This window comes from Halomonas sp. WWR20 (genome assembly GCF_054602495.1).
In genome coordinates, this window is sequence record NZ_JBTRHR010000009.1 from 13,658 (window position 1) to 27,048 (window position 13,391).

At 61.0% G+C, this 13,391-nt stretch carries 8 protein-coding genes; 6 read left to right on the forward strand and 2 right to left on the reverse strand.

Features of this window, described 5'->3' with window-relative positions:
• Window positions 1–125: 125 nt before the first annotated feature.
• Both ACW4DH_RS15725 and ACW4DH_RS15730 read right to left on the reverse strand, forming a co-directional pair.
• A complete protein-coding gene (locus ACW4DH_RS15725; RefSeq protein WP_459637353.1) occupies window positions 126–632 on the reverse strand; it encodes an RNA polymerase sigma factor in 507 nt (168 codons plus the stop codon).
• Between the two features lie 133 nt (window positions 633–765).
• The gene (locus tag ACW4DH_RS15730; RefSeq protein ID WP_459637354.1) at window positions 766–2,889 is read right to left on the reverse strand and encodes a TonB-dependent siderophore receptor; all 2,124 of its coding nucleotides are present in this window, start codon (window positions 2,887–2,889) and stop codon (window positions 766–768) included.
• A gap of 136 nt (window positions 2,890–3,025) precedes the next feature.
• On the opposite strand from ACW4DH_RS15730, the gene ACW4DH_RS15735 reads away from it, so the two are divergent.
• The 6 genes from ACW4DH_RS15735 (at window position 3,026) to kdpC (ending at window position 13,385) form a co-directional block, all read left to right on the forward strand.
• A complete protein-coding gene (locus ACW4DH_RS15735) occupies window positions 3,026–5,122 on the forward strand; it encodes a site-specific DNA-methyltransferase (protein ID WP_459637355.1) in 2,097 nt (698 codons plus the stop codon).
• 11 nt (window positions 5,123–5,133) lie between these two features.
• Complete coding sequence (locus ACW4DH_RS15740) at window positions 5,134–8,046, forward strand: restriction endonuclease (RefSeq protein WP_459637356.1); 2,913 nt, start codon at window positions 5,134–5,136, stop codon at window positions 8,044–8,046.
• A 217-nt stretch (window positions 8,047–8,263) separates the two neighbouring features.
• Window positions 8,264–8,467, forward strand: coding sequence for a cold-shock protein (locus ACW4DH_RS15745; RefSeq protein ID WP_459637357.1), 204 nt, complete (start codon window positions 8,264–8,266; stop codon window positions 8,465–8,467).
• 510 nt (window positions 8,468–8,977) lie between these two features.
• Window positions 8,978–10,696 carry a potassium-transporting ATPase subunit KdpA gene (gene kdpA, locus ACW4DH_RS15750; protein WP_459637358.1) on the forward strand — a complete coding sequence of 573 codons (1,719 nt, stop codon included), beginning with the start codon at window positions 8,978–8,980 and terminating at the stop codon, window positions 10,694–10,696.
• Between the two features lie 15 nt (window positions 10,697–10,711).
• A complete protein-coding gene (gene kdpB / locus ACW4DH_RS15755; protein ID WP_459637359.1) occupies window positions 10,712–12,754 on the forward strand; it encodes a potassium-transporting ATPase subunit KdpB in 2,043 nt (680 codons plus the stop codon).
• 10 nt (window positions 12,755–12,764) lie between these two features.
• The gene (gene kdpC / locus ACW4DH_RS15760) at window positions 12,765–13,385 is read left to right on the forward strand and encodes a potassium-transporting ATPase subunit KdpC (RefSeq protein ID WP_459637360.1); all 621 of its coding nucleotides are present in this window, start codon (window positions 12,765–12,767) and stop codon (window positions 13,383–13,385) included.
• Window positions 13,386–13,391 lie beyond the last annotated feature (6 nt).

Genomic DNA, 13,391 nt, shown 5'->3' on the forward strand with positions numbered 1-13,391 from the left:
GTGGCGAATGGCGTGTGCAGCTTGTTCTTGACTCGTTTCCCGACCTGAGAACAGGCAAACCCTGCAGACAACCGCCCCACGATAAAAAATGATCGGGCGCAATCGTAATCCATGCACAGGCGTTATCAAAATGACGTGTCGGTCAGGCGGTCCCGGCAATGCTGCAGGGCCAGCTGAATGTAGCGTCCCGCCATACGCTCGGAAACGTCCAGCCGCTGCCCGATCTCGCGTTGGGTGAGCCCGTCGAGGCGATGCCACAGCAGTGCCTGACGTTGGCGAGCGGGGAGTTGAATCAAGGCGTGCTGCAGGCTTGCCCAGCGTTGCGCGTGGCTGGTGGCCGCCTCGGGACAGCAAGCAGAGCTCTCCAGCAGCAGCTCGGGCGCATCCAGGGCCAGAGTAAGCGGCTGCGCCTTATATTGGCGCTGATAATCGATCAACAGGTTGCGTGTGACACGAAACAGGTAGGCGCGCGGATTTTGCAGTGGCGTTCGCTCAGCCCTGCGGCGCAGCTTCAGGTAGACCTCATGACACAAGTCGGCGGCGAGGTCGGGGCAGTCCAATTGACGCGACAAGTAGCCGGTCAGCTCACGTGAATACTGATGGAAGAAGTGATCGAGCGATTGGACTGTCATGTCGAATCATCAGCCATGAGCGAATCAGGATGGCCATCATGAACAAAATGATAACCATTATCAATCGTGATTGAGGAACGGCCTGATCGATACGACATCTGCCGGCGGCTTCCCTGCCTGCCGGCGAGGGTGATCAGAAGGCGTAGCTCAGCGTGGCGGTAACGTTGCGCTCTTCACCGAAGTAGCAGTAATTGAGGTCGTAGCAAGAAGCGACATACTCCTTGTCGAGCAGGTTGGAGACGTTGAGGCGTGCACTGACGCCGCGATAGCCGAGCTGGCTCAGATCGTAACGGAGCATGGCGTCGACCAGAGTGTAGTCCGGCACCTTCTCGGTGTTTTCCTCATCGGCATAGATATCGGCGTAATAGCGTACTCCGAGACCGGCCTGCAGACCGGTGAGTGCACCACGGCTAACCGCATAATCACCCCATAGCGACAGCTGGTGGCGCGGGATCTGATTGGCGGTATTGCCTTCGTTACCCGCTTCGGTCTCTTGGTAGGTTACGTCGGTGTAGCTGTACCCGGCCTGTAGACGGAAGTTGTCGGTGAGCTGAGTATGGGCTTCGAGTTCGAGGCCCTGGGATTCGATCTCGCCCACGGCACGGTAGAAGCTCTCGTTAGGGTTCTTGCTCGAGACGTTTTCCTGAGTGATATGAAACAGCGAGATCGTGTACTGGTCGCGGCTACCGGGAGGCTGGTACTTCAGACCGGTCTCGATCTGCTTGCCCTTGGTGGGCTCGAGCAGGTCACCGTTCTCATCGGTGGTGGCGTTGGGGGTGAACGAGGTCGAGTAGCTGACATAAGGCGCGACGCCGTTGTCGAACAGGTAGAGCAGCCCGGCGCGGCCACTGAACTGGGTATCGTCGAGTTCGCTGGCGATGCCGCTGTCGCGGTCGGTGTTCTTGATGTCGACCCAGTCGTGGCGTCCGCCCAGGGTCAGTCGCCAGTCGCCAATGGCCATCTGGTCCTGAAGATACACACCGGTCTGACGGAGTTCGCGCTTGCGGCGTGTGGCGGGGTACATTTGCGTGGGCTCGGCACCATACTGGGGATCGAAGGCGTCGATCAGCGGAAAGGCGCCCGATGGCCAGTCGACGTCATTCTCACGCTGCTGATAATCGGCCCCCAGCAGCACGGTATGTTCGATGAAGCCGCTCGTCAGGTTGGCTTCGAGCTGGTTGTCCAGCGTCCAGGCCTCAAGCGACTCGTTGCCCCCGGAGTAGTAGCGGTAGAGTTCGGTGTCGGAAGCCCAGCCATAGGCATAGACCTGATTCATCTCGACATCGGCGTTCAGGTAGCGCAGCTTCTGACGCCCGCTCCAGCTGTCGTTGAAACGATGCTCGACGTCATAGCCGACCATGCGCTGGGTGCGTTCGAACTTTTCGTAGTCCTCCTCGCCCTCGAAGAAGGTATTGGAGACCTTGCGGCCGGCGTGATCGTCGACGGTGCCCTCGTAGGGCAGCCCGGAGTGATAGCCGCCTTCCGGCTCCTTTTGCAGATAGGCCAGGAAGGTCACGCTGGTAGCATCGGTTAAATCCCATGTGATCGATGGAGCGAGGGTATAGCGCTCCTCTTCGACCGGGCCGAACTGGGTATCGGCGGCGCTGGCCAGGCCCACCAGGCGGTAGGCGACGCGGCGCTCGTCATCGAGCGGGCCGGTGAGATCGAAGGCCGCACTACGCTGGGCGTTGTTGCCCAGCGTAAAGCGGATCTCGCCGCCATCCTCGAATTCGGGGCGCTTGCTATTCAGGGCCACGAGTCCGCCCGGCGAGGCACGACCGTAGAGGACAGAGGTGGGTCCCTTGACTACCTCGATGCTTTCCAGGAAGTAGGGGTCGATGATCATCGAGCTGAAGGAGCCACTGTCACCCATCAGCTTGAGGCCGTCGAGGAAGGTATTATTGATGCTGCCGTCGGAAAAACCACGCAGTACCAGATAATCGTAGCGGTTGGAGGCCCCGATCTGGTGGGTGAACACCCCTGGGGTATAATTGGCGGCACGTTGTACGCTCTGCGCGCCTTTCTCTTCGATATCTTCGCGGCTGATGACGGAAATGGCCTGCGGGATCTCGATAAACGGTGTCTCGGTCTTGGTGGCGGCTTGGCCGGTCACGGTCAGAGGCGTCAGGGTCGTGGTGCTTGCTTGTACAGAACGGTCTTGTACAGAACGGTTGCTGTCCTGGGCCCAGGCGGGATTCAGCGAAAGGCTGACATAAACGATCATGCCAACAGCAGGGTAATGGATCGGTCGGCTCATCTCGTAAGGCTCCCTATTGAATGTAAATCGTTTTTATTTACAGCGGCGCTGGGAAGGAAGACGAGCCGGGAAGGAATTTCTGAACCGCAGGGGTGAAAATTTTTTCGCGCCTATTCTCGCAATGCAAAGAGACATCATGGCCGATCAGCCCCCCTCAAGTAACGCAGGCGCTTCTCTCGATGTCGTGGCGGACAAGCGGGCGCAGCTCAAGGCACTGTTCCCCGGCGTATTCACCGAGACGCACAATGCGCAGGGCGAAACGGTCGAGTGCCTGGACTTCGACAAGCTGAAGGCCGAGCTCGGCGCCTTCACCGAGGCGTTCGAGGCCCGCCGCGAGCGTTACGGGTTGGAGTGGCCGGGCAAGAAGGACGCACTCAAGCTCGTCCAGGCGCCCAGTCACGCCACACTCATACCCCGGCGCGAGGCGTCGGTCGCCTTCGATGACTCCCGCAATCTGTTCATCGAGGGCGACAATCTGGAAGTGCTGAAGCTGCTGCAGAAGCCCTACCACGCCAAGGTGAAGCTGATCCATATCGACCCGCCGTACAATACGGATGGCGACTTCATCTATGCCGACAGTTACGCCGAGCCGCTGGCGGCTTATCTTGCCGCCACCGGGCAGGCAGATGCCCAAGGCCGGCAATACAGCAGCGTGAGCGAGCAGGACGGCAGATATCACAGCCGCTGGCTCAACATGATCTATCCGCGGCTTTATCTGGCCCGCAACTTGCTGACCGACGATGGGGTGATCCTGATCCACATCGACGAGCACGAGGCGGACAACCTGCGCCTGGTGCTGAACGAGCTATTCGGAGCCGAAAACGATCTTGGCGAAATCATCTGGGACAAACGCAATCCCAAGGGCGATTCGACGCGGATCGCCAGCCAGCACGAAAAACTTCTGGTCTACGCCAAGGACCGCTCGGCCTTGCGGGAGAGCCGCCCGCTCAAGCGGCCCAAGGCGAATGCCGAACGCATGATCGCCAAAGCGGCCCGGTTGGTGGGGAAAGTCGGTTCGATCGTTCCCCCGACGGACCTGGAGGCGGTGGTCAAAAAATACGCATTGGAGTGCAACACGGCGGATTTCGCGCGTACGTATACGCTCGACGATGCGCGCCGCGAGTATCGGGAGTGGCTTGCCAGGCAGGAGGTGGCTGGCGGCGAGGCGGCGTATCAATATCTCGACGACCAAGGCGAGGTCTACCGTACGGTGTCCATGGCCTGGCCGAACAAGAGGACTCCGCCGCCGGAGTACTTCAAGGCGCTGATTCATCCCGCTACGCAACGGCCCTGTCCCGTCCCCGCGCGCGGCTGGCGCAACTCTCCGGCGCGGATGGCGGAGCTGCTCGCCGCCGACCTGATCGTCTTTGGCGCGGACGAGACCAAACAGCCGGAACGCAAGTATTATCTCAAGGACAACATGCAGGAGAACGTGCCGTCGATGCTGCCTTTCGGCGGCAGCGACGACGCTTTGCTCAAGATGCTCAGCATTCCGTTCGACAATCCCAAGCCGGTCGCGCTGGTGAAATCCACCATCGAGTATTTCACTGCTGGCGAAGGCCTGGTCCTGGATTTCTTTGCCGGTTCCGCGAGCGTGGGACATGCATGCCTCGAGCTGCAGCAGCAAGGCCAGCGCGTCGATTTTATTCTCGTGCAGTTGCCCGAGCGGCTCGATGCCTCACGGGCGGAACAGCAGGCGGGCGTGCGCTTTTGCCAGGCACAGGGGCTCACGGAGAACATTGCTGAGATCGCCAAGGAGCGCCTGCGTCGGGTCATTGCCCGGAATCCGCATCAAGGCGGTTCAGTATCGGGATTTCGCACCTATACTCTTGCGGCGTCCCACTTTCGGCGCTGGCAATCGCTGGATGCCGGGGTGTCGTCGCAAACCTTGATCGCACAGCTCGAGCGGCATGTCGATCATGTCGATCCCGAGGCCACCGCCGAAGCTCTGCTTTGCGAGATTCTGCTCAAGGCCGGCATTGTCCCCACCGAAGCGGTTGAAGTATGCGAAATGGCCGGCTTGCCCGTCTACTCCGTCGCTCAGGGGGCGTGGTTGATTTGTCTGGCCCGGCGCATCACCCCGGCGCTGATCGCGGCGGTATCGCAGGCGGCGCCAAAACAGTTCATCTGTCTGGATGCCGCGTTCGAGGGCCACGATGCGCTCAAGGCGGACGCCACCCAGACATTTGCCGCGCGTGACGGGGCGAACCGAACCATTTTCCGCACGGTCTAGGGAGTCGCCGCGTGCAGTTGAAATTCGATGCCGGGCTGGACTATCAGCATGAGGCGATCAACGCGGTCATCGATCTCTTCGAAGGCATGCACCAGACGCCGAATGTCGCCTATACCGAGTTCGGTATCGCCAATCCGCCGTTGCTGGCCCCGGATGCGCTGCTGACCAATCTGCAGCACGTACAGGCGCGTCACGGCCTGGCCAGGTCCCACGTGCTTCAAGAGGCAGATGCCAGCTATGACTTTCCCAACTTCTCGGTGGAAATGGAGACGGGGACGGGCAAGACATATGTCTATTTGCGCACCCTTTTCGAACTCAACCGGCGCTATGGCTTAAGCAAGTTCATCATCGTGGTGCCTTCGGTGGCGATCCGCGAAGGCGTCTTGCACTCCCTGCGACTCATGCGCACGCATTTCAAAGCCCTATATGAAAACGTCGCGTTTGACGATTTCACCTATCAGTCGAACGATCTGAGCCGGGTCCGGCGATTCGTCATCAGCAACACCCTGCAGATCATGGTGATCAATCTCCAGTCCTTTCAGAAGGACACGGACAAGGCGGGCAACGTGATCCATCGCGAGCAGGATCACATGTCCGGTCACAAGCCGATCGAGTGGGTGCAGGGCACCTGCCCGGTGGTGATTATCGACGAGCCGCAAAGTGTCGATACCACGGCCAAGTCGCAACGGGCGATTGCCGGCCTGAAACCGCTGTTTTGCCTGCGCTATTCAGCCACCCATGCTCACCCCTACCACCGGCTTTACCGGCTGGGCCCGTGCAGGGCTTATGATCTGGGGTTGGTCAAACAAATCGAGGTGGTGGACGCCAGCGCTGCCTACGATTTCAATCGTGCCATGGTGCGGCTGGACTGGGTGGGCTATGCGGGACGTGACAAGAAGCCCCAGGCCAATGTCACGCTTTTTGAAGCGACTCCCGGTGGCTCGCGGGCCAAGCAGGTGAGGCTCACCCAAGGCACCGATCTGGCACGCCAAACGAACCGGGCAGACTATCAGGGGTTCCAGGCCGTCAATATCAGTGCCGAGCCCGGCAATGAGCATGTCGAGTTCCTCAATGGTGAGGTCGTCGCACTGCACCGGGAAACCGGCGGCATGTTCGAGGCGCAGATGAAGAGCCAGTTGCGTGAAACCCTCGAGTGCCATTTCGCCAAGGAGAAAGCGCTCAGGTCCCGGGGCATCAAGGTGTTGTCGCTGTTCTTTATCGACCAGGTCAGCCACTATCGGAGCTATGACGAGGACGGCAACCCGCAACAGGGCAAGTTGGCTGAGTGGTTCGAAGAGCTCTACGCGGAAATCGGCGCCAAACCTGCCTATCGGGATGTCATTCCGCATTCGGCGCGGGAAGTCCATGGCGGCTATTTCTCCATCGATCGGCGTAAGGGCAGGCCGGTAGCGCTGCTGGACACCAATGGCCGCTCGGCGAAGGATGACGACACTTATCGGCTGATCATGCAGGACAAGGAGCGGCTGCTGTCGCTTGATGAACCGCTGCGTTTCATCTTCAGTCATTCCGCGCTACGCGAGGGGTGGGACAATCCCAATGTCTTCCAGATCTGCACCTTGAGAGAGGCGGGCACCGAGCGTGAGCGTCGCCAGACGATCGGCCGCGGGTTGCGTCTGCCCGTCAATCAGGCCGGGGAGCGTATTCGCGACGCTCAGATCAACCGCCTGACGATCATCGCCAACGAGACCTTTCGAGAATTCGCGAGCGGTTTGCAGGCCGACATCGAACAGGCGATCGACCCCAGCGGGAATTTCACGTTTGGTCACGTTCCGCCGCTCGCCTTCACCGTGTTACTCAACGCTGCCGGCACCGACTACCTTACCCAGGCGCAGTCGCGCAGGCTCTGGACGCATCTGCATGTACGGAGTGTGCTTGATCCGTCCGGCCGGCTTCAGGACTTTTCCCCCGATACGCTCGGCTCTACGCTGGCCTTGCCCGAAGAGTTTGCAGGGTTGGATGACGTCATCGTCGAGCGCATCCGCTATTTTCAGCCGCGGCAATTCGTCAAGGATGCCCGCCAGCGCAAAAGGCTTCGCTATCACAAGCGTGTCGAATTCAACCCGCATTTTAAGGCGCTATGGCAGCGTATCGGCCAAAAAACGCGTTATACGGTCGAATTCAGTACCGCAGAGCTCATCTGTCGCGCGCACCAGGAAATCGCGGCAATGGCAGCGATTCAGCCGATCAGGATCGATGTCAGGCGGCGGACGATGAGCCTTACCGAATCGGGGGCGGCGGGGGGGAAGGTGACCCACCATCATGCCTACCGGGTCGACAATCAACAGCCGCTGCCCGACATTCTAGCCTTCCTGCAGCGCGAAACCGCGCTGACGCGTGCCACTCTGGTACAGATTCTCAAGGCGTCCGGGCGGCTAGGGGAGTTCATGACCAATCCCCAAGGGTTCATGGCCGAAGTCGCCAAGCGTATCAATCGTGCCCTGCACGAAGCCATTGTCGAGGGTATCCAATATGCGCCGCTGGCCGGAGAGCGTTACGACATGCGCATGTTCGAAGAGAACGATAGGGAGGAATATTCCGACCGCTTATATCAGGTACAGCACCAGCAGGACCGCAGCCCTTACGATTACGTCGCCTGTGGCTCCGAGACAGAGCGAACCATCGCTGCGGCGTTGGATGCGGACGAGCGCGTAACGTTTTTCTGCACACTGCCACCCTGGTTCAAGGTTCCTACCCCGCTGGGTGACTACAGCCCCGGCTGGGCGGTAGTCGTGGAAAGCAGCGCAGGAGAGGGCGGTCCGCTCTATCTCGTCGCAGATATCCACGAGCGCGACAAGCGCCGCGAATCGGAGAATCGCAAGGCGGACTGTGCCAAGGTGCACTTCGACGCCCTGGGCGTCACCTTCAAGGTGGCGACGAGCCTTCACGAGCTTACCGCCGAATGACGCTCCGGCGTCATGGCAGATAAAGTGGCTACGTTAAAATAGGGTTGACGGCAGCCGGTAAATGGCGCAGAATGCACACTGTTGGTTAGCAAGTCGCATATTGTCAGTTGTAATCGAATCATTCGGTAGCCTGGTTATATTCCCCTTGTTTTACCCACTTCATCTCGGGAAATACCCCGGCAATGTTTAAAACGCTTCGTGCGTAAGGATATCGAAAATGGCAACTGGCACAGTTAAGTGGTTCAACGACACTAAAGGTTTTGGCTTCATTTCTCCGTCTGACGGCGGTGACGACCTGTTCGCCCACTTCTCCGAAATTCAAGCTGACGGCTTCAAATCTCTGCAGGACGGTCAACAGGTTTCCTTTGACGTCACTCAGGGCAAGAAAGGCCTTCAGGCTGCAAACATCAAGCCCGCCTAATTTTCTGAATTAGTCACGTGCTTCTCGAACCGTAAGGTTTGAGTACCAAGGCCCGCTTATGCGGGCCTTGGTGTTTTTGTGTGTCTGCTTTCTGCTTTCTGGCCAGATTCTACCTTAAAAGGTCTGGACTCCCTCATGTGGCGTTAAAAAATCAGCTCGCGCGCAAGTCCGATCAAAGCGCTCGTAACATCGGTGCGGACTCAGTCCGTTTCCTACAGGTGCTTGCCTTAGCTGCGCGCCCCGGCCAAGCATCGTTCGGCGATTTTTAGGCAGCGCTTAAAACAGCAGAAAACGCCTTTAACACCCTCATGACTCGCGTAAAAATTTTACGTTACTTTTACGTGCGCACGCATAAAGCGACATCGATTTTTTACGCCTCCTGGCTCTAGCCTTGGTTTACCCATCAAGGAGTCAAGGCTATGCAAGTTTTCTTACTCGTAATTTCTTCCGTTGTCGCGGCCTATCTGCTTGCGGCCTTGTTGTGGCCTGAGCGGTTCTAGGAGACGTGCCATGAACGAGGTCATACTCTGCTATGCGCTGATCATCGGGCTGGCGCTTCCCCTGGGCCTGTATATGGCCCATTCCCTGGATGACGGAAGAAAGGCGCCGCTGGATGGGCTCTTTCGTCCCATCGAATCGGTGCTCTATCGCCTATCGGGTATCGATGCCCATCGCACGATGGCGTGGCAGGCCTATGCCTGGGCCGTCGCCAAGCTGCATGTGCTGCTGATCCTGCTGGCCTGGAGCGTGTTCATGGCTCAGGGCCAGCTGCCGCTCAACCCGGATGGCATCGCCGGAATGCCCTGGGATACGGCGCTGCATACGGCTGTCTCCTTTGCCACCAACACCAACCAACAGCATTACTCCGGCCAGGCCCAGCTCTCCTATCTGAGCCAGACCTTGGCCATCGTGACCCTGCAGTTCATCACGCCAGCGACGGGGTTGGCGGTACTGCTGGCCATCGCTCGCGTACTGCTCAAGAAGTCTGTATCTGCACGGTCCGGCGATTCAGCAGCGCAGGCCGTCGGAGTAGGCAACTACTATCGTGACCTGGTACGTACCCTGCTGCGTGTCATGTTGCCGGTCGCCACCATCGTGGCCCTGCTGCTGGCCTGGCAGGGGGTGCCGAGCACCTATCAGGGCGCCCGGACCGTGCAGCCGCTGGACGACACGGTCACCGCCATCCAGGAAGTCCCGCTTGGTCCGGTTGCCTCGATGGTCGCCATCAAGCAGCTCGGCACCAACGGCGGCGGCTGGTACGGCCCCAACTCGAGCGTACCGCTGGAGAATCCCACGCCGCTGTCCAACGTCATCGAGACCGTGTCCCTGCTGCTGTTCCCTGTCGCGCTACTCATCGCCATCGGCGTCATGACGGGACGACGCCGCCTGATGATGGGCATCGGGGCCGTCATGCTGACGTTCTCGCTGGCCTCAACAACGGCAATGATCGTCTTGGAGAAGATGCCGAACGCGGCCTTCGAGGGCCTGGCCGTAGCCGACAGCCCCAACATGGAAGGCAAGGAAGTGCGCTTCGGTCCCGAGATGTCGGCGCTGTGGGCCAGTTGGACGACCCAGACCTCCAATGGCTCGGTCAATGCCATGCACGATAGCTTCAACCCGCTGGGTGGACTGGTGACGCTGATGGACATGTTCGTCAACGTCACCTTCGGCGGCATCGGCGTCGGCCTGATCGGCTATCTGCTCTACCTGATGCTGGCCGCCTTTATCGGTTCGCTGATGATCGGTCGAGCGCCGGAATTATTGGGCAAGCCGTTGGAGACTCGAGAGATACGCTGGATCTCGCTGGCGATCCTCGCCCAGCCATTGATCATCCTGGGGCTGACGGCACTGACCGTGGCCTTCCCGAGCCTGGCCAGCACCTCCAACCCGGCATTTCATGGCTTGTCCCAGGTGCTCTACGAATACACCTCGGCCTTTGCCAACAACGGCTCCGGCTTCGAGGGGCTGGGCGACGACACGCCATGGTGGAACCTGACCTGCGTCGTGGCGCTGCTGGTCGGGCGCTTCCTGCCCATGCTCGCCCCGCTGGCGGTCGCCGCCTGGCTGGCCGGCAAGCGCACAGCGCCCACCGGGCGTGGCAGCCTGGCCATGGACAGTGGCGCCTTCGTCGGTCTCACCGCAGGCGTCATCATCATCATCAATCTGTTGGGCTTCCTGCCGGTGCTGGTGCTCGGCCCGGTCGCCGAACAGCTGACACTCGGTTTCTGAGGAGAAACGGCAATCATGTCCACCTCAACCCAAACGCACCGCTCGCCACAAAAAGAGGCGGCACGGCGGCCGGCCTGGAACCGCCTGATCAGGGACGCTTTCCTTCGCCTGGGGCCGCGCTCGATCGCGCGCAATCCGGTGATGGCCGTGGTCGCTGTGGGCACTCTGGTCTGCGCTCTGTATACGGTACTGACGGCAGCCAAGGGAGAAAACGTCGCCTTTGTGCTGGCGGTCACCCTGGTCCTACTGGCAACGGTGCTGTTCGCCAACGGTGCGGAGGCGCTGGCGGAATCGCGGGGCAAGGCCCATGCCGGCAGCCTGCGCGCTACGCGTGGCCAGCTCAGGGCACGCAAACTGTCAAAGGACGGTAGCGAAGCGATGGTCGCCGCCGATACGCTGCGCCGCGGCGATCGAGTCAAGGTTGTGGCTGGCGAACTGATCCCCGCCGACGGCGAGATCGTCGAAGGGGCCGGCTCGATCAACGAATCCGCGGTGACCGGCGAGTCCGCCCCCGTGCTGCGTGAAGCGGGGACCGACAACAGTGGCGTCAGTGCCGGCACCAAGCTACTGTCCGACGAACTGGTCATCGAAGTCAGCGTTGACCCGGGCGAGTCGCTGCTGGATCGAATGATCGCCCTGGTCGAAGGCGCCAGTCGCCAGAAGACGCCCAGCGAACTGGCGCTGTCGGTACTGCTGGCCACCCTGACCCTGATGTTTCTGATCGTCGTGGTGACCCTGGTGCCCATGGCGGAATTCGTCGGCATCACGCCGTCGCCGGTCATGCTGGTGGCACTGCTGGTGTGCCTGATCCCGACCACCATCGGTGGCCTGTTGCCAGCCATCGGTATCGCCGGCATGGAGCGGGCGATGCGCGCCAATCTGATCGCCAAGTCCGGCAAGGCGGTCGAGATCGCCGGCAGCATCGATACCTTGCTGCTCGACAAGACGGGGACCATCACCCTTGGCGATCGTCGCGCCACTGTGTTCGCGCCTTGCGACAAGGTCGCCATCGGTCGGTTGCGCGACGTGGCCTACCAGTGTTCGCTGGACGACCCGACCCCGGAGGGGCGCTCCATCGTGTCACTCGCCAGGGACCAGGGAGCGGGGTCACCCCTGAACGATCGTGCCGAGTTCATTGCCTTCTCGGCCTCGACCCGGCTGTCCGGCATCAACCTTTCCGACGGTGCGCAACTGCGCAAGGGCGCCCCCAATGCCATCGCGACATTCGTTCAGGCGCATGGCGGCAGTGTGCCGGTAGCCTATCAGCGGTTGATCGAGCAGATCGCCCGCGAGGGCGCCACGCCGCTGGCGGTTGCCGATGGCGGCCGGCTACTCGGGGTGATCGCCCTGTCGGACGTCATCAAGCCGGGCATCGCCGAGCGTTTCGCCCAACTGCGCGAGATGGGTGTCAAGACGCTGATGATCACCGGTGACAACCCGATCACGGCGGCGGCGATCGCGGCGGAAGCCGGCGTCGACGACTACGTGGCCGAGGCCACTCCTGAGCGCAAGCTGGAGATCATTCGCGAGGAGCAGGCATCCGGGCGCCTGGTGGCGATGATGGGCGATGGCACCAACGATGCCCCGGCACTGGCCCAGGCCGATCTGGGGCTGGCGATGAACTCGGGCACCCAGGCGGCGCGCGAGGCCGGCAACATGGTGGATCTCGACTCCGATCCGGGCAAGCTGCTGGCCGCCGTGGAGATCGGCAAGCAGCTGCTCATCACCCGCGGTGCGCTGACCACCTTCTCGCTGGCCAACGACGTCGCCAAGTATTTCGTCATCCTGCCGGCGATCTTCGCGGCAAGCATTCCCGCCCTGAAGGCCCTGGATGTCCTCGAGCTGCACTCACCCGAGTCCGCCGTGCTGGCGGCGGTGGTCTTCAATGCCCTGGTCATTCCCGCGCTGATTCCGTTCGCACTGCGCGGCGTGCGCTTCAAGGCGGCCTCGGCAACCGAATTGCTGCGGCGCAACCTGCTGATCTACGGCCTCGGCGGGCTGCTGCTGCCTTTCCCTGCCATCAAGCTGCTCGACATGATAATTGCCAGTCTATTCTAGGAGCCAAGCCATGACCGCTTCAATGATGACACGTACTTCACTTTTGGCCTCGCTGCGCCTGATGATCGTACTGGCTGCGCTGTTGGGTCTGCTCTATCCCTTCGTCGTTACCACGCTGAGTGGAGTATTCTTTCCCCATCAGGCGACCGGCAGTTTACTGTACGATCACCAGGGTAACGTGGTGGGGTCTGCGCTGGTGGGCCAGCCCTTTCTGGGGCTGCAGTATTTCCATGGCCGGCCCTCGGCGGCCGACTATTCCCCCAGCGGTGTGGCCGGCTCCAATCTGGCGCCGAGCAATCCCGAGTTACGCGAGCGTGCCCTGGACGAGGCTCATATGCTGCAGGAGCGCGACGGGCTATCGCCAGGCACGATCCCCGTCGATCTGCTGGCCGCCTCGGGCTCGGGCATCGATCCGCACATCTCGCCGGCGGCGGCCCAGGCCCAGGCGCCACGGGTCAGCCGCGAACGCGGCCTGACGACGGCGGAGGTCGAGCGTGCCATCCAGGCGGCGACCGAGTATAAGGGCTTGCTGGGCGACCCTGCCGTCAACGTCCTGCGGCTCAACCTGGTCCTGAATGAGTGGGCCCTGGATGAATCGGCCTTGGATGAACGGAGCCCGACCAACCAGTGACAAGAA

Bases quoted from the DNA above. Each gene is read 5' to 3' on its own strand.
- ACW4DH_RS15725 (WP_459637353.1), bottom strand. From the start codon at position 632: ATGACAGTCCAATCGCTCGATCACTTCTTCCATCAGTATTCACGTGAG.
- ACW4DH_RS15730 (WP_459637354.1), bottom strand. From the start codon at position 2,889: ATGAGCCGACCGATCCATTACCCTGCTGTTGGCATGATCGTTTATGTC.
- ACW4DH_RS15735 (WP_459637355.1), top strand. From the start codon at position 3,026: ATGGCCGATCAGCCCCCCTCAAGTAACGCAGGCGCTTCTCTCGATGTC.
- ACW4DH_RS15745 (WP_459637357.1), top strand. From the start codon at position 8,264: ATGGCAACTGGCACAGTTAAGTGGTTCAACGACACTAAAGGTTTTGGC.
- kdpA (WP_459637358.1), top strand. From the start codon at position 8,978: ATGAACGAGGTCATACTCTGCTATGCGCTGATCATCGGGCTGGCGCTT.
- kdpB (WP_459637359.1), top strand. From the start codon at position 10,712: ATGTCCACCTCAACCCAAACGCACCGCTCGCCACAAAAAGAGGCGGCA.
- kdpC (WP_459637360.1), top strand. From the start codon at position 12,765: ATGACCGCTTCAATGATGACACGTACTTCACTTTTGGCCTCGCTGCGC.